19 protein-coding genes and 2 pseudogenes are annotated in these 25,742 nt (G+C 47.7%); 6 read left to right on the top strand and 15 right to left on the bottom strand.

The features are described 5' to 3' along the window. Together ACFQI7_RS21310 and ACFQI7_RS21315 are read right to left on the bottom strand one after the other, a co-directional pair. Positions 1-244, bottom strand: a 244-nt coding sequence (locus ACFQI7_RS21310; protein WP_377517563.1) for a hypothetical protein, incomplete at its 3' end; no start/stop codon positions are given. A 246-nt stretch (positions 245-490) separates the two neighbouring features. Further along, complete coding sequence (locus tag ACFQI7_RS21315; RefSeq protein WP_218103101.1) at positions 491-796, bottom strand: S-layer homology domain-containing protein; 306 nt, start codon at positions 794-796, stop codon at positions 491-493. A 196-nt stretch (positions 797-992) separates the two neighbouring features. Here ACFQI7_RS21315 and ACFQI7_RS21320 point away from each other — a divergent pair, with 196 nt between their 5' ends. Together ACFQI7_RS21320 and ACFQI7_RS21325 are read left to right on the top strand one after the other, a co-directional pair. Continuing rightward, positions 993-1,583 (top strand): sigma-70 family RNA polymerase sigma factor, encoded by a 591-nt coding sequence (locus ACFQI7_RS21320; protein WP_218103102.1) that lies wholly within the window; start codon positions 993-995, stop codon positions 1,581-1,583. After that, complete coding sequence (locus ACFQI7_RS21325; protein WP_218103103.1) at positions 1,558-2,613, top strand: hypothetical protein; 1,056 nt, start codon at positions 1,558-1,560, stop codon at positions 2,611-2,613. The genes ACFQI7_RS21320 and ACFQI7_RS21325 overlap by 26 nt, the downstream gene beginning before the upstream one ends. Positions 2,614-3,965: 1,352 nt before the next feature. On the opposite strand, the gene ACFQI7_RS21330 is transcribed toward ACFQI7_RS21325, so the two are convergent. Next, the gene (locus ACFQI7_RS21330; RefSeq protein WP_218103104.1) at positions 3,966-11,834 is read right to left on the bottom strand and encodes a GH36-type glycosyl hydrolase domain-containing protein; all 7,869 of its coding nucleotides are present in this window, start codon (positions 11,832-11,834) and stop codon (positions 3,966-3,968) included. Positions 11,835-12,882: 1,048 nt separating this feature from the next. On the opposite strand from ACFQI7_RS21330, the gene ACFQI7_RS21335 reads away from it, so the two are divergent. Continuing rightward, entirely contained in the window at positions 12,883-13,416 is a 534-nt protein-coding gene (locus ACFQI7_RS21335) for a DUF3189 family protein (protein ID WP_218103105.1), read from the top strand. A 479-nt stretch (positions 13,417-13,895) separates the two neighbouring features. Here ACFQI7_RS21335 and ACFQI7_RS21340 read toward each other — a convergent pair whose 3' ends face one another. From ACFQI7_RS21340 to ACFQI7_RS21370, 7 genes are all read right to left on the bottom strand, one after another. Further along, complete coding sequence (locus ACFQI7_RS21340; RefSeq protein ID WP_218103106.1) at positions 13,896-14,309, bottom strand: nuclear transport factor 2-like protein; 414 nt, start codon at positions 14,307-14,309, stop codon at positions 13,896-13,898. 457 nt (positions 14,310-14,766) lie between these two features. Continuing rightward, positions 14,767-15,051 (bottom strand): FAD-binding protein, encoded by a 285-nt coding sequence (locus ACFQI7_RS21345; RefSeq protein ID WP_218103107.1) that lies wholly within the window; start codon positions 15,049-15,051, stop codon positions 14,767-14,769. 239 nt (positions 15,052-15,290) lie between these two features. After that, positions 15,291-15,632, bottom strand: coding sequence for an MmcQ/YjbR family DNA-binding protein (locus ACFQI7_RS21350; RefSeq protein ID WP_218103109.1), 342 nt, complete (start codon positions 15,630-15,632; stop codon positions 15,291-15,293). A gap of 245 nt (positions 15,633-15,877) precedes the next feature. After that, positions 15,878-17,095 carry an MFS transporter gene (locus ACFQI7_RS21355; RefSeq protein ID WP_377517567.1) on the bottom strand — a complete coding sequence of 406 codons (1,218 nt, stop codon included), beginning with the start codon at positions 17,093-17,095 and terminating at the stop codon, positions 15,878-15,880. Positions 17,096-17,162: 67 nt separating this feature from the next. Continuing rightward, positions 17,163-17,738, bottom strand: coding sequence for a TetR/AcrR family transcriptional regulator (locus tag ACFQI7_RS21360; RefSeq protein ID WP_218101147.1), 576 nt, complete (start codon positions 17,736-17,738; stop codon positions 17,163-17,165). A 356-nt stretch (positions 17,739-18,094) separates the two neighbouring features. After that, complete coding sequence (locus ACFQI7_RS21365; RefSeq protein WP_218101146.1) at positions 18,095-18,748, bottom strand: HAD family hydrolase; 654 nt, start codon at positions 18,746-18,748, stop codon at positions 18,095-18,097. A gap of 346 nt (positions 18,749-19,094) precedes the next feature. After that, positions 19,095-20,372, bottom strand: coding sequence for a sulfatase family protein (locus ACFQI7_RS21370; protein ID WP_218101145.1), 1,278 nt, complete (start codon positions 20,370-20,372; stop codon positions 19,095-19,097). 509 nt (positions 20,373-20,881) lie between these two features. Here ACFQI7_RS21370 and ACFQI7_RS21375 point away from each other — a divergent pair. Continuing rightward, positions 20,882-21,244, top strand: a pseudogene (locus tag ACFQI7_RS21375) (transposase); the annotation flags it as partial. Positions 21,245-21,578: 334 nt separating this feature from the next. On the opposite strand, the gene ACFQI7_RS21380 reads toward ACFQI7_RS21375, so the two are convergent. After that, positions 21,579-21,755, bottom strand: coding sequence for a hypothetical protein (locus ACFQI7_RS21380; protein ID WP_218101144.1), 177 nt, complete (start codon positions 21,753-21,755; stop codon positions 21,579-21,581). A gap of 157 nt (positions 21,756-21,912) precedes the next feature. Between ACFQI7_RS21380 and ACFQI7_RS21385 the strand changes: the two genes are divergently transcribed. Further along, on the top strand, positions 21,913-22,236 hold the full coding sequence (locus tag ACFQI7_RS21385) for a DUF5995 family protein (protein ID WP_218101143.1): 324 nt from the start codon (positions 21,913-21,915) through the stop codon (positions 22,234-22,236). A 42-nt stretch (positions 22,237-22,278) separates the two neighbouring features. Here the strand turns inward: ACFQI7_RS21385 and ACFQI7_RS21390 are convergent, their stop codons facing one another. The 4 genes from ACFQI7_RS21390 to ACFQI7_RS21405 all read right to left on the bottom strand — a co-directional run bounded on the left by ACFQI7_RS21390 (position 22,279) and on the right by ACFQI7_RS21405 (position 24,531). After that, on the bottom strand, positions 22,279-22,839 hold the full coding sequence (locus tag ACFQI7_RS21390; RefSeq protein ID WP_218101142.1) for an HXXEE domain-containing protein: 561 nt from the start codon (positions 22,837-22,839) through the stop codon (positions 22,279-22,281). Between the two features lie 137 nt (positions 22,840-22,976). Then, a complete protein-coding gene (locus tag ACFQI7_RS21395) occupies positions 22,977-23,513 on the bottom strand; it encodes a hypothetical protein (protein ID WP_218101141.1) in 537 nt (178 codons plus the stop codon). A gap of 135 nt (positions 23,514-23,648) precedes the next feature. Beyond that, positions 23,649-23,831, bottom strand: coding sequence for a hypothetical protein (locus ACFQI7_RS21400; protein ID WP_218101140.1), 183 nt, complete (start codon positions 23,829-23,831; stop codon positions 23,649-23,651). A 205-nt stretch (positions 23,832-24,036) separates the two neighbouring features. Further along, positions 24,037-24,531, bottom strand: coding sequence for a DUF3995 domain-containing protein (locus ACFQI7_RS21405; RefSeq protein ID WP_230415323.1), 495 nt, complete (start codon positions 24,529-24,531; stop codon positions 24,037-24,039). A gap of 553 nt (positions 24,532-25,084) precedes the next feature. Here ACFQI7_RS21405 and ACFQI7_RS21410 point away from each other — a divergent pair. Next, positions 25,085-25,663, top strand: a pseudogene (locus tag ACFQI7_RS21410) (IS3 family transposase); the annotation flags it as partial. Between the last annotated feature and the right edge of the window lie 79 nt (positions 25,664-25,742).

Below are 25,742 nucleotides of genomic sequence, written 5' to 3' on the forward strand. Positions count from 1 at the left end.
CCAGCTCTTGCTGAAAATCGGCAAGCGTGCATAACCCTTCATACGCCCTGCAGGCCAAAGCTATGGCACGTTCCCGAGCTTCATCCGACAAATCCGCAAACAACCGATTCATCTCGAATGAATAGACACTAATAGAGAATGTCGGGATATCTGTTTTGGCACCCAGCTGGTACAATAGCAGTGCCAGCCCCGGTACACCGCGTCGTCCGTACTTTCCCTCCGCCCAAAAATTTATGATCCGCAACCGGCCGTTATCTTCAATCCACAGATTTTCCGCGTCATCGGAGCATTCGGGCAGCCGTACCCGGATTTACTGAAGAAGGTGATTTTCAGAATGGATGAGACTATCCGCAGAAGATATAATGTATATTTATACATGAGATTCATATTCACAAATACTCCATTATAATTACCTCTGTCCGTGTAAGACACACAAAAAAATGCTTGCCGTTGAAAATCCAAAGGCAAGCATTTTTTGTACTAATCCACATTATATACGACTAGAGCCATCCAGCAGCGTCTTGATCTCAGGGTTCAAATTCAGTGTATTCAATATGATCGTCAGCGCTTCCGCTCTCGTAGAAGGAGCTTCTGGCTCGAATTTATCCCCGCTTTTCCCCGTAATAATGCCGGTCTTAGCGGCGTCTTGGATTTGTGTGGCAGCAAACGAATTGCTAATATCCGAAAATGTGCCAACCGCATCACTTTGCTTCACGGCGTTCATATTCACAAGTCGGTTAATAATAGCGACCATCTCAGCCCGGGTGATCGTAAGGTCAGGACGGCAATGCAACATACAATTTCTATTTCCCTGAGTAGAGGGATTGTCTTGAATACGAATCCTAATTTACCCATGTGGGTCGTGGTACTCCTGCTTGGATCGATAGCCTTTTGCACCCTACCGTTTTCAAAAAAATAAGAAGAGAACCGAACCTTTTTCCGATAGAGAGACAATATAGTGTGTAAGCTGCTTACTCAGGAGGGCCCTCTGAATGCAAAGTGAATACATGTACCAATTACTCAAAAAAATGAAATATGGTGATCAACAGGCGTTTCATACGATGTATGATGCCACCTATCAGGACATCTACCGGACAGTCTCCTTTCTGGTGAATCATCAGCAGGATCGGGAAGATATCATGAATGAGATCTATATGCAAATGTGGACCTCACTTGCCAACTACGATACGAACCGACCTTTCCGCTTCTGGCTACACGGCTTGGTAATCCGTCAAGTGCAAAGATTTCGGGTCAAGAGCTGGCGGAGATTCCGAATTTTTGAACGCATTCGTGCCTTCTCTCGGGAAGAGTCTCATTGGGATCAACCTACTGTGTTGATGGATGGGACGAACCAAATGATATCGCAGGCAATCCAAAAACTGACCGATAAACAGCGGACAGTGATTATCTTCCGCTTTTTTCACGACTATACTCTTGAGGAAATTGCAACTTTGCTCGATATTCCACTGGGTACAGTCAAGTCCAGATATCATGCTGCCCTTCAGTCGCTTCGAAAAAACTTATGGAATCTCCCCCCGGAAAGGATGGAAAAAATCAATGACTATCGAACGCAAAATTCGTGAACATCTGCACAAAGAGGGGGAAACTATGGAGTGTCCTCCAACCGTTTCCAAACGAATAGAACAATCCTATTCTCAATATTTGCAACGAAAAAGGAGCGAAATAACCATGAAAAAACGATTCATTGGCGGAATAGTTGCTGCTGCGATTTTGATTCCAACCGCAGCAATTGCGGCCCCTCCCCTGATTGAAATGCTTACTAGAGCACCAATAACTGCTGAGCAAGTCAAGGTGGATGAGGTGGGCAAAGCAACACTTGAGAAGCTGTATAGCGCATTTCCCGAAACAAAATCGTTTGAGATTATCGATGCAAGCAGCGTTCAAGGTGTCCAAACAAGCATCACATTACAGGAAAAAGGAGGAATCGGCAAAAAGATTACCCTTCATACAAACGGTATTACGGGTGCGATTGAACACGTGAATCAAGAGAATTGGGAGCCTAAGGAGAAGCCGCTCACTGCTTTAACCGATCAGGAAATCAAGTCGAAGGTAGATTATCTCATTGATAAAATGTATGGCAACATCGAAGAATACGAGTTTGCTATGGAGCAAATGGAGAACCCGGATCATAAAACGTTTATGTTGAATTACACCAAAAAGGGATCAAAAACACCGTTCTACCAGGTATTTGTTCAGGGCAATACAATCAGTGTTTCTCTGATCGGAGGGGAGACTACACCTTCAAACATTAAAGTAGAAGGTTTCTTCTCTACAAATGGTAAGCCTGATTATTTTGCTGATGCCTATTTAAATGATGAAAAACTGTTTTCTTTACTAAAAATTAGCCCAACGGAATTAAAGCAAGAACTAGCAAAAGGTAAATCGGTTGTGGAAATTGCAGCATCTAAAAATGTATCTAGACAACAAGTGGTTGATATCATTGCAAAAACACAGGTTGATTTACAAATTCAAGGCGAAAATAGTGGCGATGTTCCAAAAAGCAATCTTTCCAATGAACAACTGTTAAAAGCTGTTGAACCAAAAGTATTGCAAATTATTGAACACAAAACGGAAACATCGTCGAAGAAATAACAAGTCAAGGGTAATAGATCACAACCATCGTAGGTGGTCGGGGACTAGGTGCATTATAACCTTGACTCTAAACGGTGACCCGCAAGAAGGCATTTTTAATGAAAAGTCCTGCGGGTTTTTAAGTTTCAAGACTACAGATTCAGAGCTTTTACTTATGATTGTGATTTGACAACCACCTTGGGGTTTTAGGCACTTCCTGTTTCACGGCTTACCAAGAGCAAGCTTAAAGGTCGGGCGGCTTTCCTTTGTCCATAATCTACTGAAAAAAATCTCCGTAGACCTAAAATCCGCTCGAAGTAACGATCACATTCGAGGAAGATGACCCCTTTTTGGACAGCACTTTTGCGATTATTCACCACGCTGCATAAACAACTTTTCTAACAGATTTTGGAACATTCCGTCTAACGAATTATGGAACAATTCCAATTAATTCTGGAATATCACAAAACAGAAGAACTGTGTGGCGTCATAATTATTGAGAATATAACAGTATAAAATGTCGATTTATCAAGGAAGATTTTCAAAATTTATGAGAAGCACTCATAACTTAAAAGTTTTAGAATGCACTTTTTTTCCATAATTAATGAGAATATCCGCAAAGTACTCACTGCATATTTCATACACCACAATGTATTTGATTGTTTCGAGGCGTAAATCATCTTGAACAAAAAAAGTGCTTAACATTGACTATTAGTCAAAGTTAAGCACTGAAATGTTGTTCTCCAAGCTATTTTAATAATAGATAGTTTTTAATCTAGTATTTCTCACGATAGGCTATTCCTATTTCAATATCAAATACAATGGGGAACCTTACGAAACTTTTCTATTAAACGACATTCTTCAAAGTTAAAATCAGGTAAGTATATTATTTTAAGATTCATACTACTATAGATACATATCTCCCAATCATATCTTATATTCTAGTGACTTCTGGAACCAATTTTCATTGCAAGCCAATTTACAGGAATAAGATAATATTTCTAAAAAAAGCACTGAAACTCTTGATTCATTTCGATCAAGGAATTTTAATAAAATTATTATGGACACAAATTCCAGCTTTTATACATTAGTCATTAAAAGCCATTCAAGTTGCGTGTTTAATTCATCTTCTGTTGTCGGATAACAAGAACCTTATCCCATTCCCGACAGACGAAAACCCATCACTAGCTGCGATGGGTTTCAATGCATTTTACTTCTTAAATTGTGAGCCTGGATACGTATTGATCGACGTAACTTCGTAAAGATATTTGTTGTTCTGTTTGAGGCTTTTCGAAATTCCTCATAGATACACTTAGTGGCGTGAACGAATTCATTGTATGTTCCGTTTTCGGAATCGTGATTGAGCGTCTCGATCATAAAATGACCGAGACGCGACGCTCTCCGCCTTCGTCCAGCAGTTCGATATAGGTATCGGGTCCGGCTTTCAGGCCTCCCTCGAACGCTTTATCGCCTTGGCCCAGCTTGCTCCAAGCGATGATGCTCCATATAACTCCGTGCGTATATTGAGCCCCGTTTTCGCGAATGCCGGGCGGATAGCCCTGAATATACCCCGGGCTTGGGTCGGTGCGGTCAAACGGCGGTGTCAGGAGCTTGACAACGGACAGTTCGCGGTCTACTAGCTCTCGGTCGAACGACTTCATCGCTTGATGGGCGCGGTCCTGCGGTGCTGCTCCGGAGATGACGGACCAAGATTGCGCAATGGAATCGATTCGGCACTCTCCGTTATGAATAGAGCCGAGCCAAGTGCCTGCATCCGTAAATGCCCTCCGATACCAATGACCGTCCCAAGCATGCTCATGAATCGCTTGTGCAAGCTGCTCGCGGATTTGCTTATAACGTGTCTGTCGCTCTGTCTCGCCCCGTTCCCCGCACAGCCGCTCAAACCGCTGCAGCATCTCGCATAGAAACCAACCGAGCCACACGCTCTCGCCGCGCCCTTCATCACCAACCAGGTTCATGCCGTCGTTCCAATCGCCAACCCCAATGAGCGGCAGCCCGTGCTCGCCGATCCGCTGCAGCGCTTTGTCGATCGCCCGGATGCAGTGCTCGTACACCGTGCCGCTTTGGCCGGACTGCACCGTCGGCTCATATCGCTCATGCTCGCCTTCCTTCAGCGGTTCACTCGCAATGTAAGGGACCTTCTCTGCAAAAATCGCATCATCCCCCGTATGCTCTGCATAACGCGCCGCCGAGTACGGCAGCCACAATAAGTCGTCGGAAAACAGCGTTCGGATGCCGCGTTCCGTTTCTTCATGCCACCAGTGCTGCACATCGCCTTCCTCATATTGATGGGACGCATGAAGAAGAATCTGCTTCCTTGCGTGCTCAGGCAGCGTATGAAGAAGCGCAAGAGAATCCTGTAGCTGATCCCTGAATCCGTACGCGCCTCCCGCTTGGTAGAAGGCGGAGCGAGCCCACATCCGGCAAGCCAGCGTCTGATAGAGCAGCCAACCGTTAAGGAGTATATTGGCCTCGGGAGAGGGAGTGTCAACAACAATCTGATCCAGCGTACGATCCCAGAAGTCCTTCATCTCTTTCCAAGCTGCGTCGCAGCCGGACGCTGAGCGGTATTGCTGTGCCAGGCTCGCTGCCGCAGACCCGGATGATTCGCAGCCGAGCAATATGATGACCTCCGTTTCCTCACCGGCCTGCAGGCTAAGCGTGCACTGGATGGCGCCGCAGCTTGCGTATTGTGCGTTCGTTCGCCCGGATAGGCGGGTACGGTTCAGCGCTGCGGGCCGCTCTAAGCTTCCGTTCCTGCCGATGAATTCCAGCTGATCCGCGGTCCAGGATAAGTCGCTGGAAGCCAAGGCGTTCTGCGGGAAGATGCCGAGGAACGCCGTCGCATCCCGGAACGTCTCTTGATACCGGTTCTGAGCGGTAAGAATAGACGCCGCTTCATCCCACTCGCTTACGATGAAGGGGGCATTCGGTTGGCGCAGCACGCCGATAACCCATTCGGCATAATAGGTGACCGAAAGCCGCCGATCCTCGGACGTGTTGTTCTTTATGCGCAACCGCATAATTTTGACCGGATCCTCCTTTGGGATGAACACGGTCATCGTATGCCGAATCCCCTCGCGCTCGTGCTCGAACGTTGTAAAGCCGAGGCCGTGAGTAACAAGATAGGGAGCCGCGTGCTTTCCTGCAGCCGGCGTGATGGTCCACAGTTCGCCCGAATCGTCATCCCGCAAATAACCGAGCTCCGCCGGCGGGTCAAGCACCGGATCGTTAGACCATGGCGTCAGCTTGCATTCCCGGCTGTTTCTCCAGAACGTGTACCCGGTGCCGAGCTCAGAGACAAGAGCGCCGAAGCCTGGGTTGGCGAGGACGTTAATCCATGGCGCCGGCAAATGCTTGCCGTCCTTGATCAGGAGCTTGTATTCCCTGCCGTCCGCAGCAAACCCGCCCCAGCCATTATAGAACCGTACATCCTTCACCTCGAGAGAAGGTGCTTGTGCGGGTAGAACGGCTTGCCGTCGGCTCCGCCGCGCTGCCGGTAAAGACTCCGGCATCACGGCACCGGCACTGCGCCGCGGCAGACGAAGCTGGCCGGAAATGCTGGGTCCGCCGGCGTTCAGCACCACTCGTGCTACTGCGGCGAGGAGCGTCCGGTCTTCCTCGCCGAGCCGGTTTTCCGGAATGACATGAATCCCGGCTGAACCTGCTCCAAAGCGGTCAACACCATGCTCTACCGCGCGCTCCAGAGCATGCTGCAGGTCTTGCTGATAGCCGCCTGAAGATTTGTTCAGTATGACAAGGTCAAACCGGAGCCCCAGCCTCCTCAAGTACTCGTGTCCTGTCAGCAGCTTCATGAGAAACGGCAGATGGTTTCGGTTATCAATATGCAGAGCGATAACCGGTCTGTCGCCGGATATGCCGAAGGACCATAGGCCCGACTGTCCCTTTGAATTTACGGCGATCCGGATGCTGCGCTCGTTTCTTAGCGGCGGCGTGTATAATACTTGGCCCGCGAGCCGCTGAAAGGCGGCAGCGTCCGCCTGATCCAGGCGAAGGTTGCGAAGCTCGATTCGGCTTCGGGTCCAGGCGAGTTGGAAGGTCCGCTCCACCGCTTGCGCATGGGTCAGTCTGGACACCACGTCCACGGCTTCTTCCTTCGTTTCGGCAACCGAAGTGACCGCATAAAGGCGCACCTGCTCACCCGGCTCCACTTGCACCCGACGCCGCATGACGAAGGCCGGGTCGGCGACAGACCCTGTCTTCCCCTTCAGCCGGGAACGGATGGCTTGCGGCTCCGTGAGCGAATACCCTCGTCCAATGAAAGCGGCCCGGTCTGTCTCGAACTCGGCAGGCCCTAGCGTGTGGCCTTCCGCCGTCAAAATATGAGCGGACCAAAGCGCACTGTCCTTCGCCTCTCGTTTGCGCCGGCTGGCAACAAGACACCCGCGCTCTTCATCATACGCAGTGCGGATAAACAACTTACTGAAAGCGGGATGGGCATCATCCGCAATCGGGCTTGAGAGCGCAAGCTCAACGAAAGACGTAATTTCAAGCGTCTTCGTTTGATCCCCTCGGTTTGTAAGTGTGATGCGGCGTACTTCCGCATCGGTGTCAGGGGAGACGCATATTTCCATGTGTGTTTCTATACCGGCGTCCTTGCGCACGAAGGTCGCCTTGTCCAGTTCGAAACGGATTCGCTGCTCCGGCGATTCCACTCTGCACGGTTGGTACGAAGGGGACCAGATTAGATCGGACAAGACGTCCCGAATGTAAACATAGCTCCCCCAACCATCCCTTACAGGATCTTCTCTCCACCTGGTAACAAAGAGACCTTCCCAGCTGCTGAGCCCGCTTCCGCTGTTTGTGACCATCGTCGTAAAGCGTCCGTTCGAAAGCAGGCACGTCTCCGGCGTTGCGGTGTGGGGTGACGTATACTCTCTGACCGATCCGGCATCCTGGACGGATTTCTCCGCGCGCACCGGCGAGCGATACATCGCAGGATGCTTGATCCACTTCGGGCGCTGCGGAATGCGCTCCTGCAATAGCAGCTCTGCAGCGCGCACCTCTTTGTTCCGGTGGAACCGTTCATACATGGTGCGCGGCAGAAGCAGATTGGACAATGTCAGCAGGCTCATCCCCTGGTGATGTGCCATAAAGCTGCGGATCACCATATGCTTGCGGCCTTCCGGCATCCGTCTCGGTGTGAAATCGATGGCCTCATAATAGCCGTATTTGCCGCGCCCGCCTAACTGCGCCATCTGTTTCAATGCGTTGAGCCCCTCCTTCGGGGCATACGGCAGTGCCATAATCGTTGCATACGGGGCAAGGACAAGATCCTGCTCAAGCCCCCGTTTAAACCCGAGGCCGGGAACGCCGAACGCTCTATACTGGTAGTTCATCTGATAATCAAAGGCGAAGTAACCGGACTCGGAGATGCCGAACGGAACGCCCCGCTCATGCGCGTAATCGATTTGGCGTTTTACCACGGCTTGGTATGTGCTGTCCCATAACGTTTGGCGATACGTCTTCATGAAGAGCCATGGCATAAGATACTCGAACATCGTTCCGGACCAGGAGAGTAGGAACGGCCGGTTGCCCACCTTCGTCAGCGTTCTTCCGAGCGCATTCCAATGCGAGACCGATACTTGACCTAAGGCAATGGCGACAAAACTGGCTTGCCGTGCCTCGGATGCCAGCAGGTCGTAGAGCACGGCGTCCCTTACGTCTTGCTTCACGTGATACCCGAGAGAGAAAAGGTTCGTTTTCGGGTCATAAAGCGGACGAAAGTTTGTTGCCTGAACCAAGGCGTCGATCCGAGCGGCCAGAAGGTTTCCGCGAACCATCATGTCTGTCGAAGAGCCGGAGTCGAAATCATCCGCGAAGGCGACCTCGAATTGCTGTTTCGTCCACCGCTCCGGGCTATTAGGGCGAGAGTGCTCCACCTTCCGATCTCGATCGGCTCGCAGCCATTCAAGCAAGCCCTCCTTCAGCGTCAGCAAGCAGGCGACGAAATTTCCGGAATCGACCGTAGAAACGTACACGGGCAACAGAGGCGCCAACGTTTCCGTATCATACCAATTGTAGAGATGGCCCTCCCATTTTTCCATGCGCTCGATGGTACCCACGGTTCGCTCCAGGCGCTCGACAAGGCCCGGCGTATCTATAAACCCGTAATCTCTGGCAGCTAACACACACGTTAAATACATCCCGATGTTTGTAGGCGAGGTCCGGTGCGCGATGCCCTTCTCCGACTCGATCTGCACGTTATCGGGCGGCAACCAGCTATCCTGCTCCGTCACGTAATCCTCGTAGAAGGACCAAATGTCATGCGAAAGCTTACGAAGCTCCTCGGCTTCTTCCGGGGTGAACGTCTCGTTGACGCGGGCCGGGGACTGGTCGAGCCATCGAATCGCGAAAGGCGCAGCACTCCACAGTACAGCGATGGAGAGGCCGATCGCCAGTTCCGCTGCATTTTCGCTCCAAGTGGTGCCTGCAGCCATGAGCGCAATCAAGACGTACCCGCTACCTAGACCGGACAATGCGGGAGCGCCCGGCTTGCCGCTTAACCGTTCCACCTCCGCCTGATTTACCCATTCCAGAAGTTGACGCTTCGAAATAGACAATCGGTACAGCGTTCGGATGATGGCATCGAGCAGCATCACGCTTTGGAATGGCAGAGTCATGAGCGAAATGAGCACATGACTCGATGTGACGAGTAAGCTTTTTGGGCGATACAGCAGCGTATGCAAGGTGACCAGCTGACGGAGCACCGGGAGCAGCATCGTAAGCATCGCGAGCCCGAACCAGCGTACAGCGGAGCCTGGAAGCACCGGAACGGCAAGCAGCAAAATCGCCAGCAGTACAGGCTGAAGCAAGCTGCGCCGCAGGTTGTCGATGATCTGCCATCGGTTGACGATGGATAAATTCGTTGGCACCAGCTCACCCCTGCCATTCCGAGCATGAGGCATTAGCCAGGGAAGCAGCTGCCAATCTCCGCGGGTCCAACGATGCAGCCGCTTCTGATGCGACAGGAAGGTAGGCGGGTGGTCATCGATGAGCTCGATATCCGAAAGAAAGCCCGCTCTCAAAAAACCGCCCTCCAGCAAGTCATGGCTGAGCACCCGATTTTCCGGAATTCGGTTTCCCAGCACATGATCGAATACTTCGACGTCGAAGATCCCTTTGCCCGTAAATATGCCTTGTCCGATCGCATCCTGATAAGGGTCCGACACCGCAAAGGCGTACGGATCAAGGCCGGGCTCAGAGGCCCATAAAGAGGACAGTCTCGATTTCTGTGCGCTCTCATAGGTCATCCCGATTCGTGGCTGAAGAACGCCGTAGCCCTCAATTACCCGGGTCCCGCTGCTGTTCAGCCTGGGACGGTTGAAAGGGAGATGCATGGCGCCAATCATCCGATGGGCACTTTCTAGAGGCAGCTGTGTATCCGCATCTAATGTAATCACGTAACGGATTTTGTTTAACACGGGTGTATCGCCGAGAATCGTGCTGTAGCTCGTGCTTTCATTCCCTCTGAGCAGCTGGACAAATTCTACCAGCTTTCCCCGTTTCCGTTCCCACCCCATCCAGACTTGTTCGGACGGGTTCCACATTCTGCGGCGATGAAACAGGTGGAAGGTGCTGTTCGGGTAAGCCTCATTCAGCCGTTCGATCTCCGCCTTTGCGAATCTTAATACAGCCTCATCTTCAGGGAGATGTTCTGCGTCTGCATCCCTGAAATCACTTAATATTGAATAATGAATATGGGGGTCCCGATTCGCTAAATAATGCAGCTCCAGACGTTCGGTTATGCGCTTCACCTCTTCGATTCGGGACCATATGACCGGTATCGCGACCATCGTCGAAGCATCCTCAGGCACGCCTTTGGAAAAATCGTATCGCAGCAACCGCATGGGCCGCTTCGCGCGCTCTATAAGCCAATGAACGGCCGTGACCCCGAATTCGCTTGCCGGAAAGGCGAGCAGCATCAGCACGAACGCCCAGGCGAACGGGGTGATGGAGGCGTTCCAACCGATCCATAACGAAATGCAGGCGAGGGCAACGACAAAGCAAAGCGCCAGCACCTGGAAATATACGCCGGCCGCGCGCTGTTTAATCCAGGCCTCCGGGAGGGCGCCTGTTTTTCCGCACAGCTTTAACGCTTGCTGCAGCTCCGCTAGTCCTTGGGCCTCAAGCAAATAATAAGCCACATTCACATTTCTGGGCGGCAATGAAATGCGGCTTTCTTTAGATGCAGCTTCACACTGCATGCCCGCTAATCGAACAGCTTGAGACGCCACTAAATTTTCGGGCACCTTCATGCGCCGGGCCAGCTTCTCCACCCGGTGCCGTAGTGTATGGCGGCTCGCGCCATCCAACCTGGTATAGTCGCCTGCCTGTTCTCCCCGCAGCGTCTGCTCTACCACGCTGATTTGCTCGAACAGCTCGGTCCACATCCACCGGGAAAGCTTGCGCAAGCTGCCGATCACATTGCCGGTGCTCACCTGATATTCAGCCTGAAGCATGTACTCGCAGGAGAGAATGGAATCCAGATTCTCGAGTCCGTTCTCCAGCTTGCAAACGAGCCATTCGCCGATGTGTGCCGAATCGTCAGCATGCTCTCTTAGATGCTTTACGAGATGGACAATCAATGCCCCGGACAACGGCAATTCCACATGCGCATCCTCTAAAGCCTGCTTTAAACGCTCTGGCGTTAGTTCTGCAGCCGGAATTCCCGACAGCATGCGCTCCACGAGTTCGCAGACGGAACGCCGTTCCTTTACAGGCTTCATGATGGATGCCAGACGGCGGATCAGCTCCATCTTCATAAATAGCGGAATGGACCATACCTCCGCGAGCGTGAGCACGGACATCTCCTGATAGGAGGCGAGATAGACCGTGGATGTCTCCTCGTCCAAAAGCCCGTCAGTATGTTCCAGGTACGCTTCGCAGATGGATGAGACTCTCAACTGATCGCTCTTGCCCACTGTCGGAAGAGGCGTCGCATGGATCCGAGAGATCTCCTCGCGAATCCCTAATACCTCAGCCTCTAAAAACTCCGAATGATCAAGCAGCCACTCTTCAGCAGGCTGCGCACATTCGCTCCGATGCTCGTGTAGTTCCTTGACGAAGGCACGCACCTGTTCGATATCGGATTCGATCCGTTTCCACAATGCATTCGTTGAGATGCGTTTTACGTGCGGGTCGTGTTCAAGCGCAAGCTTATGCGCTGCTTCTTTTAGCTTATTCTCATTCCAATCCATTGAAAATTCCTCCAGCGAAAAGAATGGTATAAAGCCTTTTCATTACCATTCCACAAGGGAAGGAAATTTATGAAAAAATTACTACATTTGTTGTTCAGCGCCAGCGGAACATGTTCATGGCGGAGAGTGATGTTCTAAAAACCGGAAAAGAAGCCAGGGGACTTCACGAGGCCACTGAAAAAGTCCCTTAAGAAAAAAGGCGTAGACTCCCAAAGATTATGGGAGACTCCGCCTTTTTGATTCCTGTATAATTAGGAATCATAGGAAGATAGGTGAGTCGAGTGATCCAAAAACAGCAGGCATTGGTATTGAGCCCATACATCGAAATTAAAAGTAGAACAATATATTACGCTATGTGTGCTCTCCCGGACTCGAATAGGCATTACATAGCGGTAGTGATTGCTCGTCACTTTCACATTACCGAACGAAGCGCGCCAAGCCAAGCATTCCAACGCTATCAGACCCATATTACATCCGCGTTTACGCTGTTTTTCGTTCTGCTAAAGTTGAGTTATAACTATAAAACAAAGTATGTAAATAAAAGCTGCGCGACCAGTGATCACTATTACTTGGTGGTAAAATGACTCACAAAGAATTTATTTTGTATTGATATTGGGATATGGAAATTATGAACTTCATGAAAAACGGAAAAAAGTCGGACCGCAACAGTCACCGACTAATTTAGAAAAATACTCCCCCAATTAGCACGTGTTTACCGTCATTACCGGTATCGTTCTCGTCCGGCTGTCAGGACGAAAATCGATTTCGCAAATGACCGTCGCAACAACCGTCGTCATGATCGCTACGGGAGAGCTATTGGCCCATAGCATTATAGAACAAACGATCTGGCGTTCCTTTGCGGCCATTGCTTTGTTTTTACTAACATTGCTTTCACTAGAATGGATAACGTTAAAATCGCGCATGTTCCAATGGTTGGTAGCAGGCAAGCCTTTAAAAGTTATCTAACGGATATACTTATATCGAATGATTAATTAAATAAATGACGATACTAAACCCATTGGTATAAAAAGGGAAAAGGAGCAATCTCGTGATTTACATATATAATGATTATGGTGGAACACATACGACTTCCTTGGCAGCAGCATATCATCTAAATAAATTGCCTGTTGACCGAAAACTTACAAAAGAAGAAATATTAAGAGTCGATTATTTTAACAAATTACAAACTTCAGATATGGGTAAACTCATCTTTCATGGTGTGGACGAAAACAGGGATTCTGTTTACACGATCGGACGAGGATCATCGAAGGTTGTAGTTCCAGCATTAAAAAATTTGAGTGTTATTTTTCAAGGTAGATATCAAGCCAATGAAACAATTGTGTTTTCTAATACTTCACCTACCGTGCCATTCGCGATGACAATTGGAGGACTATTATCTAGAAGATTAAAAATTGATTTTATCGGAGTTCCACTATTAGTATTAGGTGCTAAGCAATGTTGTAAAAACATTCTTCAATTGGTTACCCACACGAAAAAGACCAAAAAAACTAAAACCGGTTCAATTATTGTATTAGAAAACAAAGATGTCCCTCTTTCCACTATTGAAAATCAATTGTTGTAAAAGCTTTTCAACTAACGCGATCAAAACGGCAAACAACCTAAAATTCCCGAACCAAGTGACATCGAGGAAGTTTGTTCCGATATGTCACCTGCCTTCCCTCTAACTGAGCCCCCGAAAAATTTCCCCGATGCTAAAATTAACATTGACAATTCCTTGTGATGCAACAGGTGTGCATTTGGAATCATCCCACTTTTGTCACTTGAGCTACAGATCATCAGCATCCTATGAGATTGTTGCGCGGCACCTTTTCGAAAAATGATTTGGTCTGCATTTTCTTTGGTATTGTCTTTTCTATCGAGTCGTGAATTTTCAGGGTTGCTCAACAAGAAAGTCGAAAGTTTCACCTCAAATCAGCTACATATGTACAAAGACACTTATTTTTTAATCATAAGGCTATGTTAAATCACACTGTTGATTTTCGATAAAAAGAAAACCGCCCTAATGAAAAGGCGGCTGATTTAGCTGTTGTTTCTCGTTTATTATTTTGAAATGTCAATTATATAAGAAGTAATTTCCTTAATTTTTGTTTTGTTTAAACTGCTATTGAAACGATATATATTACAGAAAGCGTAGCTAATATTGCTTTCGAGGTTTAGGATGCCATTTAAAGAACCGGAGTATCCGTGCGTTACAATATTACTAATAACTAATTCCGTTGGCTTTTTGTCAATCAGTTCTTCAAGCATTTTGAAAACTTGAGCCTTACCTTGTAATACATTGCTACCGATAAAATTCCATTGGATATCTTCTATGATGGTCTCCGTGATAAATCCAATATCGTTACAAACAAAGGCGACATTAAACGCTCTAAGTAGTTCTTTTTTCGGTGCATTTCCACAATCTTCTGCACAAATAATTTTCACTTGATCGTATCGAATGTTGTCCTCAGACATTTCACTATCCCCCACAATCAAAAGTAATCATCTTCGATGATTATATTACAACTATAGAAATGAATGCTTTCAAATATCAAATATCAACAACAATGTTTAACGTAGCCAATCATAAAAAAACTTTAATTCAAGCACGGTAGCTCGTCGGGCTCATAACCCGAAGGCCGCAGGTTCAAATCCTGCCCCCGCAACCAACTTACAATTCAAGCTCGTCACATAAATAAAATGCCTTGTTTGAAGGCATTTTTGCACTTTTGGTTGTTGCACCAGATTTCATTTGGTTTGCCTTGCCTATTCATATCGTTTGATTACTTCTTTCGCGGAAGTAACAATGCGATCAAAGCTCCGATAAAAATGCCCGCTGCTGCAAAATATATGGCCAATCGTTCACCTGAGGCAATCGCTTCAATCAGTGAATCTCCGGTCTTTCCTTGAATGGCCGAATTTGGCAACGCGCTCAAGACGACGTCATATCCACAACGATGCTGTCTTTGTAATATGTGTGTCCACCTTGACTATGCCGTTGTCCGGCGATAGAGATGCTAAGATGCTTTTTCTGGGCCTCCTGCAGAATGTCCCGTATCTGCTCTTCCTCACGCCCTTTTACAACCTGGGATACTTTTATTGGATGTAGTCGGCTGTAGTCGGTAATCAGGTACGGGTCCTGGTCTGGTGTAGAGTTCTGAAAGTAATTCACGAGACAAAGCACTGTAAGTAGGAGGAGAGCGAACGCCTTTTTCATAAGTACCTCCTCAATGGAGCGATAATGCTAATTCCATTAAATTAATCCCCATCTTCCCTTATCACTGTTCCATATTCGAGAAATCATTGTAACTAACCTGCCCTTTAACGTAATGGAGGCTGCCGATCGTACTGCCTCCAGGTGTTATTGAGCTAACGTTTTACAATGCTTCTGAACGTTACTATTGCGCTTCATCATACGCTTCACTTGTTTTACTTTTACTATATCGGGCCTTCCCACTAGCGGCTTTCAAAATAAGCTTTTGCTACCTTCTTGGGAGCAACGCATCCCCATGCATTTCGAATGCAGTTCTTCACTTCCGCATCTTTCGCTGTTTCAAGGTTGATGTGCATATAGTTAAGGTTGGAGAACGAATCTGGTATACTATAGGTTTCAGGGGCCATCTGGATAGAGAACTCTCTCTCTTCCTTTGTAGTTTTCACGGTAAGGGTCTTCCTATCAACCTGGATAACAGCAAAGATCTTGTTATTCATACGAAAAGAGGATTTGCCCCAATGCTTCACCTCTTCCGCCCCAGGCAGCGATAGAGCCAATTCACGAATTTCAGTTAATGATATCATTCGAGTCAAGAACACCTCCGTCAGAGTTTCGATGTCCGGTCTATTTCATTTATACCGATGCAATAGTGAATATCCGTCCCCACTGGTCCCTGTGGATGTTTTAAGATGTACCGAAGATATTCTAGGTTTCTCCCAATTATCCTGCCCTTAATGAAAATTGAGCAGTTGCCGCTGGGCAAAACTGCTCCATAAAGGGTTGAACTGTCGTTATCCGTTAGAACGTGTGGAGTACTCAACTGTGCTCCTCAATCAATGAGATTTTCCTTCCTTAATCTCGAAAACTCCGTCGCATAATACGCCATGGCGATGGCCGGTAAGGCGATTCCGATCAGCAGTGCCGCCTCCCAGCCCCCCGTTGCGTAAGCCCATCCCCCCGCCGCTGAGCCGATAGCGCCCCCTAAAAAGAAAATGGCCATATACAAACCGTTAAGCCTACTGCGAAATTCCGCTCCTAAAGAGAAAATCACCCGCTGCCCGAGAACCATGTTGGCGGAAACCCCCATGTCAAGTAAAATCGCCGCAACTACGAGGATGGGGACTGCGAGTGTAGAACTTGATGGAACCAGCAAGGGAAGCAGCCCGGAAAAGATGACGATGGCCAATGCCCATCCCGTAGCCGGGCGAACCCATCCACGGTCTGCCATACGGCCCGCCGCTGGCGCCACAATTGCCCCCATTACCCCGACTAATGCGAACAGAGCGACCTCCTTCTGAGTGAAATGGAACGGCGGACTTGTCAATACCAACGGAACTGTAGTCCAAAACAAACTGAACGTTCCGAATACACAAGCATGATAAATTGCCCTCCGGCGCAATGCCGGTGTCGCCTTCAGCAGATGCAGCATGGAGTGCAGCAGCGCCGGGTAAGCTGTAGCGGTCGAAGGCTTCCTTGAGGGTAGTGCCTTTGCCAATACAAGAGCCAGCGCGAAAATCAATGCTGCGGAGATGAAATATATGGCGCGCCAGCCCATATACTCCGCCACCAAGCTTGAAATGGGACGCGCGAGCATAATCCCCAGAAGTAGCCCGCTCATGACGTTACCCACATTGCGACCGCGCACGGCTTCAGGCGAAAGATGAGCCGCATACGGCACAAGGATTTGTGCTGCTACGGAACCTACTCCGATCACGAGTGAAGCGGTGAGGAACAGGATGGCGCTTTTGATTACAGCGGCAATTGTCAAAACGGCGGCTGTAAGGAGCAATGATGAATGGATCAACTTACGATTTTCCAGGATGTCTCCCAACGGTACGATAAATAACAAGCCGATCCCGTAGCCGACTTGAGTCAACGTAACGATGAGTGCGGCAGCCCCGGAGGAGAGCCCGATGGTCGAACCGATCGAGCCTATCAATGGTTGAGCATAATAAAGATTTGCCGCTATGATACCGCAAGCGGCTGCCAGGATAAAAATCAGCGATGGCGAAACCGATTTTTCCATTGGAATGGAAGCTGAATGCATAGAAAGTCCCCCTTGCTCACCAGAAATTTTCTGGAACATTCGTTCCGGAATGTGAAAAAAAAATGTTTTATAGCATTTCCATCACCATGTCTATCATCTGCTGCATCTTGCTGCGGTCACCCTGCACCTTCGCAACGATATTTATACTATGATTCAGGTTTGAGAGCAGATAAGATAAAGTCTTGATATCTTTCTCAGGCATGATTTCTCCCGTCTCCTGACCTTTGCGCAGCAGCTCGTAGAAGGATTTCTCCAACTCGTCAAACCGCTCCCTGATCAACGCATTCAGTTGCTCATCTGGCGAATCCATGCCGACTGCTGCATTAGTAATGAGACAGCCCTTCGGCGACTCGCCGTCCAAGGCGGAATCGATGTGTATCTCGAAGTACTGCCGGATTCCCGATTTTGCGGATGTCGCATTGACGAGGATGTCCCGTTTGGCTTGCTTCCACTTCTTGTACCAGTTGATCGCCTCGATATAAAGCGTTTGTTTGTCCCCGAACGTTTCGTACAGACTTGATCTGCTAAGATCCATAGCTTCCAGCAAATCGGGAATGCTTGCCGCTTCGTAGCCCTTCTTCCAAAAAACGAGCATCGCTTTATGAAGCACCGCTTCTTTATCAAACTCTTTGTAGCGTCCCATGGTTCTCCCTCCGTTTCCGTAGGCACAGTATATACTTTTCCGGAACGATAAGTCCAGTATTTTCTGCAGATATGAAAGTTAGCTCAGGCTGGGATAAGATGGATTACAGACTTTTAAGTGAAATTAGTGGACCTCTGCTTTTCGAACACCACTTTCTAAAGAATAGCATTTGCTAGATATTAGAGTAATCTGCCAATTCAACGAATACCAAAGAGGAACTGTCCTTACGGCAGCTCCATACTATTGTTCCCTTTTAGTTCGACGAACCTACCTATACTCCTTTTCCACCAGATACCACATCCAGTCAAAAAATCGCACAATCAATAATACTCAGCACGTTAACAGCCTAAGTCTTCTCAACTGAATCTCTCCAACCGTTGTTCCATTTCCGAAATGAACGAATCGGTTCCCTTGAAATGAACGCCATGTATGCCAATAGCTTGCGCGGCCCGTACATTCTCCTCCGTATCATCTACGAATATGACCTCCGCAGGCGCAGCGTCAAGCCGTTGAAGTGTAATATCGTAAATGCGCGCATCCGGTTTTCGGATTCCTTCTTCTGCCGATGTTACGATACAATCAAACAGTTTAGCAAGTCCACGCTGCTCTATCAATGCGCGGCCAAATGACCATGTATTGGTTAAAGCGGATACGCGATATCTTTTTCGAAGCCGACCGACATATTCAACCAGCTTGGCGTCAACATTGCAACTATAAAAGGCATGGCAGATGATTTCGCGCACTACTGATTCGTCAACTTGCAGTCGCTCGGCGCAGCGGCCATAATATTGTTCGGCGGTAATCATTCCGACGTTAGCCGCCTCAATGTCCGGCCCATGCAACAAAAGACGGTTAAAAAGCTCAGAGGCAATCCCGAGCCGAAGCGCCCACTCTTCAAAATACCGAGGTTCCGGCCATATAAAAAACACACCGCCCAAATCAAAAACAATGTGACGGATAACTGATCTAGGCAATCGGTGTTGCAATGTTTCCGATCGATCTTCTTGCAATGTAGTTCCCTCCTGTCCCTATCAATGAGCCTAACAAAGAAAGCACGGTTATGTATATTTTAACAATCATCGTTTTAGCAGTTAAGCCAGCATAAAATACCTGCTTATATCTTCTCGCTGCTGTATGTCCTCCGGTTTTCAAATCCCCCTTTTTTCCATCATCTGTAACTGCGCTATCCTGACCGTTAGTTTAACGCAGTCCGTCATGACGAACTGCCTGAAGATTGCGGAAACTAACCGCCACAAAAGGCTTCACCTTGCCTGCAAGCTTTCGCTTAAGGCAAAGTAAAGCCTCTATTCATGACAAGCATTATAATTTCCCCCGACTAGGCCTTCCGATTACAGTTTACGGTGTCACTTGTGCCATATTTGCTTCCAGCTTCTTCAGCAGCCTATCGACAACTTCTGCATATTCAGAATCTCGGATAAGATTGTAGAACTCCTGCGGGTCATTCGGCAGATGGAACAGCTCCCCGGGCTCTCCGTCATATACGTTCAGCTTCCATTCCCCCGTACGAATCATGATGTGGCCGTTGATTTGCGAGATGACATCTTCACGCCAATTATCCGAGGTATCCCCGTTCTCAAGCAGGGGCCTCATGGAACGGCCGTGGATATTCTCGGGAATCTCCGTACCAGTCATATCACATAGGGTCGGATAAAGATCCACATGCGCGACGAGCTCATGCCGGACTCCCGGCGCAAGCTTGGGATGGGCTATCATGAACGGCACGTGCACCGACTGTTCCCGCAGAACGAATTTCAAATACAGGCCGTGATCGCCCATCTGCTCCCCATGGTCGGCAGTCAGCACAATCAGCGTATCGTCCGTAAGGTTCAACCGAACTACCGTATCCAATACCATGCCGACGAATTGATCCGCCATCTCGACCAAACCGTAGTAGCCCGCGAACATTTGACGCTTCTGCGCATTTGTCATATCTATCCATTCGCGCTGTTTGTTCAGGATGGAAGGATGAGGAGCCGGTACGGATTCAGACGGCTTTTCCGGAAGTTTAAATTTGGATTGATCGAATTTCTCGAAAAACGGCTTCGGCGGATAAAAGGGCGGATGCGGCTCATGAATGCCTACCCATAAATGGAACGTCTCTTTGGCCGCTGCGGCTTCCTCGATCAGTTGTATGGCACGTTCCGCAGACTGATACCCTTTATGCTCCTCTTTCGTCCTCGTGCTCGGCCCGGCCGTACGTCGCCTGATCGGATTGGTTTTCTCCCACTCCATAATCCTCCTGTTTTCCTCGGACAGTATGCTGTCCAAATCCTTGGGAGGCGCCGCTTCGAAGCCGTAATTGGGATTTGCTTTGCCCGGCACCGAGCTGATGTGAACGCTGCGGTATCCTGCGGCATTGAGCCTATCGGCGGCCGTCTCCAGTGATCTCACAGGCTTCATCCCGTTATCCACAACACCATGAGCGAACGGATAGAGCCCGGATATAAGGCTGTGTCTCGCAGGTGAGCAAACAGGCGCGGAGGTAAACGCGTTAGTAAAATTCACGCTTCTGGCGGCCAAACGATCGATATTAGGCGTTTGCACATAGGGATTTCCGTGGCACGCCAAAGCGTCATATCGAAGCTGGTCACAGATTATAACAAGAACATTCATATTCACCACTCCTTATCTAGCAGCCACAGCTGCTTGGGTTCCAAAAGAGCCTCAGCGAAGCTTCTTTTCATCTCCGGGTCGTTCATCGAGGACAATCTACCCTGCTTCGTCATGTTTAATTGATGTTGCTGCTCCGTTACGATCGAGATCACCTGGAAACTTCGTTCGGGTATTTGGTTATCGTCGATAGCGCACGACACAGCGTTCTTCCATTTCCATCATAGCGGCATCGGAATCTTCTCATATTACTCCTCATATAAATCCATTTATGAACCATTTTTCAGATTCACCCGATAACACATTTTACGTATTTTGGTAGTATCCTATGCTAGTTACTTCAATGATAAACAAGGGTTGCTGCGGCAACTGCTCCTGCTATTGCTAAAGCGTCCTCTTTGCAATTTCCTCCATGAAATCGGAGAAGATTTCTCTTCTCGTCGGAGTCCGAACTTCGAGAAGTGCAATATAGTTCATAAGGTAGTTGTAGTCGTCGCCAGTGGGCATGGGTTGGTCTGGTTCCAGGGCAAAATGAAAGTGCCGGCAAACGAAAATCCACGAAAACTCGCAAAGGAAACAAATACCTCCGACCGGCACTCATAGAAGTCGCCCACTCCGTTTGCAGATCCGACAATTATCTTGGAGCTCAGTACCGACGCATCGCAGCCCGCAAAGGCAGACATCGAGCGACTGTAGCTGTCGCCCATTCCATCATGACTATTGTTTACCAACTCCTCACGCGCGGCGAGGATTACAAAGATTTAGGTGGTAACTATTTTGAAAAACGACAGCAGGAAGCAATTGTTAAGCAAGCAGTTCGAAGGCTCGAGAACCTAGGGTTTCAGGTCGCTCTGTCCACTACTGCGGCATCTTAGCCATCCAGATTACAATAAAGTCTACGATGCGCAGTTTTAAAAAAAACGTTGGGCTGCGTCTAGTTTCGCATTGCCATTTTTAGGTCTATGCTATGAGAAATTTTCGGGGTAGCTTAAAGCACTGAGGCTAGTTCTTTAACAAATAACTCTTCATTTCGATTAATTTCATTTCCGGCCTCTATATCGTCGAGTTCATGAATATCTTTATAAATTGCGAAGTATTCATTCGGATCTTTCCTTCTTTTAATTATTATATAACGATGAATTAATTCACTCTGAAACATAAACAAAAGAGTCCCACCCATAATCAGGCCCCTCCCAATCTGTTGGGTAATCAGGACGCTTCGGAGGCAGCCTTCGTATCTGCGGCAGGGTTCATAAAAACTAGCCGAAAATCGTGAATCACGTCTACAACAGGAGCCTTATCCCTGCCGCATCGCGTCTCTCCCATCACGCGAATCGGCTCGCTGCCGAACACCTTGGTCAGAAATCTGAAGGACCGCAACGTCACCGTCTCGGATTTATCCTGTCGAATTATTGGAGTTGACCGGCAGCGCTAGCGTTCCTGTATGTTGATCTTTCACCCCAAAATTAGACTTGAAGACGCTTGGGCACTATGCGAACGGTATGTGATGATAGGCATGGAATATAATTTCGGGAGGCCATACATGAACGACATTGCCCAAAATCCCAACGAACAGCCGAGCTCCATTCAACAAGTCATCGACGAAATGACCCGGCGTCTTGATAAGCTGCAGGGAAGGCAGGATCACCGGGTCATTTTTCAAAGAGTCTATTTGCTCATGACGAAAGAGATGCACCTGAGACTGGAGAACGGCTTCTTCCGCGACACCATGTGGATGGAGCGCGTTCTGGTCCGATTCGCATGTTATTATTTCGAAGCTGAGATTCAGGGATATCAAGAAACCACTATAGTCCGTCCTAAATATATCTCCATCAATAGCGGACTTGTTTTCCCAGTTGTTCTATAAACGTCTTCGATATCGAGAATCCGATCTCACGGATCAGCACCTTCATTTAAGCATCTTTTTGATTAGCAATGCATGCACAACAATTGAAAAGATTGCTGAACTGCTCCACCATAACCATGGGTTGTTTAAAGCATTGATTGTTATAAAATATGCCGCATATATGGATAGGAGAAATTGTATACTTGCTACTACAAGCCCTGGATTCCATTCGTGCCTTATAAGCCCTTGGAGGATATGCGTCGAACAATTAATCAAACTGAAAATAATTATAAACAACCCAAACGCTATATTATAAAATGAAAGTATGCCGAAAATTGCAAATGCTATCCAAACAAGCCCTATATTAATCCAGAAAATCTTAAGATCAGTCAGTTTTTCTTCGCCTCTAGGCAAATTGTTGATAACATGATTTATATAATCTTTGAATCCTCCCGGTTTGTAATGTTCTTCAGTCTGATGGAACAGATAAAGTGGAATATTGACCAATGCCCAGAACATTGCCTGTGATGGATTATAAAATGTAAATAATAAAATCGCAGAAATAATGCCTATCCAGAGAGTGACTATTGCCCAATTCTGATTTACGGCTAATTTTATTATCATATACATTCCTCCAACTATTACCAACACTCACTCATCAACTCATATAACAATTTTTACATTTAATTGCTAAGGCTTGCAATTAAACCTGGTGTACGACTGTTATGGATATCTCTGAGGGAGCGTAATGACAGGGGAATTTAGCCATACCTTTGACACAACCGACAATGGCTAAATCCCATAAAAGATTCGTTTCTTACAATTTTTCCATGAAAACTAACAAATGTTCTTTCACCTGTGTTTTTTTCTTCCTGGGTCATATTGTTTAATTTTATATTCTTTGCATAATCAGGGGCTATAAGGATTGTCGAGGGTTCTTGAATTGTTTCTTTAAGTGTATTTCCTTCTTCAGTGAGCAACAACTTAGATTTGTTTGAATAGGAATGGATTATTTCTGTTTGTAAATAATTACCCCTTATGTCATAAAAATCCTCAATAGATTTAATATCCGATTTCATATGGGTTTTCCCTTCCTCAATAGTGGTTATTGCATTCACTATTTTGTAACCCGTTCGTTCAAAGAATCCTTTATCATTTTGATTATCATCAAGTGTTTCTATTGCAAAAACCTCAATGGTTTCATATTTCTCGGTTTGACTACATGCACTTATAAGCGGAAGAGTGAACATGAATAAGCAAATCTTCACTAAAATCATTAGCTTTTTGTTGAAATTCATTTCTTCACTCCTAACCTGGATTAGTTCAACATATTTACATTAGATTACTATTATCATGCCGGCAGCCGCGTCTTGATTGTTTATTAAGCTATAGTTCTCCGTTAGTGCATCAAACAACTCACTTTACTCTCTTTGCTATTGAGATACCAAACTACTCCAAATAATCGAAAAAATAATAAAGCCAAACATTATTGCACCCCAGCCTGTATTATAAGCTGTATTTGCATCCCCATTTTTAATTTTCTTTGCAAGAGCAACACAATTAACAAAAAGCATAATGGCAACAATTGGTGTTATATAAGCAAAAATAAATTGCATTGATGCACCTCCATGAAAACCTTCATCATACATATTGACGCTAAGTAGCTTGCACAAGTTTCGTTTTTCCTAATTTAGGAACTATCTAAGCATTCCTGCCCGTTTGCGTAACGCGGCTGCCAATCACTGGCCGGCAGCCGCTTCTTAGTTGTTTGTTAACTATCGTTACCCCTTAGCGGAATGATGTTGTTATCCACGAACATTCCTACTTCTCGTTTATCACGTCCCCGGCTTTCGCCGTCCGGCCGGAAACGAAATATAACAGCCCACCCGCCATCCAGAACGGCTCCCAGAAGAGGAGCCGCCACCAAGCCGAGTAAGGGTCTACCGGCAAGCTCAGCACTCGAACCAGCGCGAGCAGCACCGCCGCGAAGTTGAACAGCCCGTAAAGGAAAAGAAAAATTCCGCCGATCATGGCGGCGAAGATCAGCGCTGTACGGATGAGCCCGCTGTTCCAACGGATCGTCAGAGCAAGCAATACGAGCGCACCGGCAGAGTTGGCCGCCCCTGTTATCCATACTACGAGAATGAAGCCTTCGTCGCGCATGACGGCTTGCCGCGAAATTTCTGGCCCGAGCGTGTCGACCCCAAGCTTGCCACCGCCCGCCCAATAAAAGCTCATGCAGGCGAACAACAAAGACCAGACGACCCCCGCAAGCGATCGGCCACAGTTTTCGTCGAGCGGGCATGTCGGCACCACCTTTCACACCTCTACGCATTCGATTTTACTACGGATCCATCGAAAGTGTCTGTAGAAGTATTTCCATACATAGCTCTAAACCCCTTTTTTATCCATTATCCTGCCATTTAGCTTAATGAGGCTGCCCGATCGATCCCGCGGCGGCCTCATGCATAAGGTTTAACGGATTAATCCCACCAAATCCAATATAATTGGTACCCTGGGAGTAACGATGGGGCAACAGTTGGTTTCCCATATTGATAGCCTGTATCAATATCATGTTGAACTGCAGCTTTCCTCCTTGCTGTCAATAGCCGAGGACAAAAAATAAGCCGACGCCGGAATCGGACATTCCGAACGTCAGCATGCTTATCGGCTAGTCAGGACGAGGCAGCTCAAACGTCTCTCCCAGCCGGGAGTACATAGCTCCCGCCAGTCGGCTGACCGGCTGAAGCGCATGCATGTCGATATGCCCGTTGCCGTCGTACAGCGCCTCGTCGATGTGGAAGCAAACGACACGTCCGATCAGCAGATCTGCAGAGGGAGCCTCTTCCGTCCCGCCTATCGGCAGCGCGTGCTCCGTATGAAGAAGTATCGCTCGTATAAAGGCGGAGTCGGAAAGATTGCCCCTAACATCCTCGAGCGGGATTTCCAGGCTACAAAGCCAAATCAGAAGTGGGTTACGGATATTACGGAATTCAAATTATTCGGTGAGAAGCTATATTTATCACCTATGTTGGACTTGTTCAACGGGGAGATCGTTACGTACACGGTAAGTTCACGACCAGTCTATGCACTTGTCTCCGGCATGCTGGATAAAGCCTTGGAACATAAGACAGACGAGGACACCTTATTGATTCATTCCGATCAAGGGTGGCATTACCAAATGCCCCAGTACCAGCAGGAATTATTAAAACGAGGCATCACTCAAAGCATGTCCCGTAAAGGAAACTGCTACGACAATGCTGTTATTGAGAGCTTCTTCGGCACGTTAAAATCCGAGTTTCTGTATACACAAGAATTCGAGAGTATTAATCAGTTTAAAGCAGAACTTAAACAGTACATTCACTACTACAACCACAAACGAATTAAGGCAAAATTGAAAGGCATGAGTCCAGTACAATACCGGACTCATGCCCAACAAACGGCCTAACTATATACCTGTCTAACTTTTGGGGGTCACTTCAAATGCCGGCAGCCTGGTATTCAGGGTGCTTTCGTATCCGTTAGTG

The sequence above is a fragment of the Paenibacillus allorhizosphaerae genome (genome assembly GCF_042659105.1).
GTDB lineage: Bacteria > Bacillota > Bacilli > Paenibacillales > NBRC-103111 > Paenibacillus_G > Paenibacillus_G allorhizosphaerae.

What these genes read in the sequence shown, in the direction of transcription:
- ACFQI7_RS21340 (WP_218103106.1), bottom strand. Translation starts at nt 14,309, where the DNA reads ATGTCTGAGGACAACATTCGATACGATCAAGTGAAAATTATTTGTGCA.
- ACFQI7_RS21330 (WP_218103104.1), bottom strand. Translation starts at nt 11,834, where the DNA reads ATGGATTGGAATGAGAATAAGCTAAAAGAAGCAGCGCATAAGCTTGCG.
- ACFQI7_RS21315 (WP_218103101.1), bottom strand. Translation starts at nt 796, where the DNA reads ATGTTGCATTGCCGTCCTGACCTTACGATCACCCGGGCTGAGATGGTC.
- ACFQI7_RS21400 (WP_218101140.1), bottom strand. Translation starts at nt 23,831, where the DNA reads ATGCAATTTATTTTTGCTTATATAACACCAATTGTTGCCATTATGCTT.
- ACFQI7_RS21360 (WP_218101147.1), bottom strand. Translation starts at nt 17,738, where the DNA reads ATGGGACGCTACAAAGAGTTTGATAAAGAAGCGGTGCTTCATAAAGCG.
- ACFQI7_RS21390 (WP_218101142.1), bottom strand. Translation starts at nt 22,839, where the DNA reads ATGATAATAAAATTAGCCGTAAATCAGAATTGGGCAATAGTCACTCTC.
- ACFQI7_RS21325 (WP_218103103.1), top strand. Translation starts at nt 1,558, where the DNA reads ATGACTATCGAACGCAAAATTCGTGAACATCTGCACAAAGAGGGGGAA.
- ACFQI7_RS21320 (WP_218103102.1), top strand. Translation starts at nt 993, where the DNA reads ATGCAAAGTGAATACATGTACCAATTACTCAAAAAAATGAAATATGGT.
- ACFQI7_RS21370 (WP_218101145.1), bottom strand. Translation starts at nt 20,372, where the DNA reads ATGAATGTTCTTGTTATAATCTGTGACCAGCTTCGATATGACGCTTTG.
- ACFQI7_RS21395 (WP_218101141.1), bottom strand. Translation starts at nt 23,513, where the DNA reads ATGAATTTCAACAAAAAGCTAATGATTTTAGTGAAGATTTGCTTATTC.
- ACFQI7_RS21350 (WP_218103109.1), bottom strand. Translation starts at nt 15,632, where the DNA reads ATGATATCATTAACTGAAATTCGTGAATTGGCTCTATCGCTGCCTGGG.
- ACFQI7_RS21345 (WP_218103107.1), bottom strand. Translation starts at nt 15,051, where the DNA reads ATGAAAAAGGCGTTCGCTCTCCTCCTACTTACAGTGCTTTGTCTCGTG.
- ACFQI7_RS21355 (WP_377517567.1), bottom strand. Translation starts at nt 17,095, where the DNA reads ATGCATTCAGCTTCCATTCCAATGGAAAAATCGGTTTCGCCATCGCTG.
- ACFQI7_RS21385 (WP_218101143.1), top strand. Translation starts at nt 21,913, where the DNA reads ATGAACGACATTGCCCAAAATCCCAACGAACAGCCGAGCTCCATTCAA.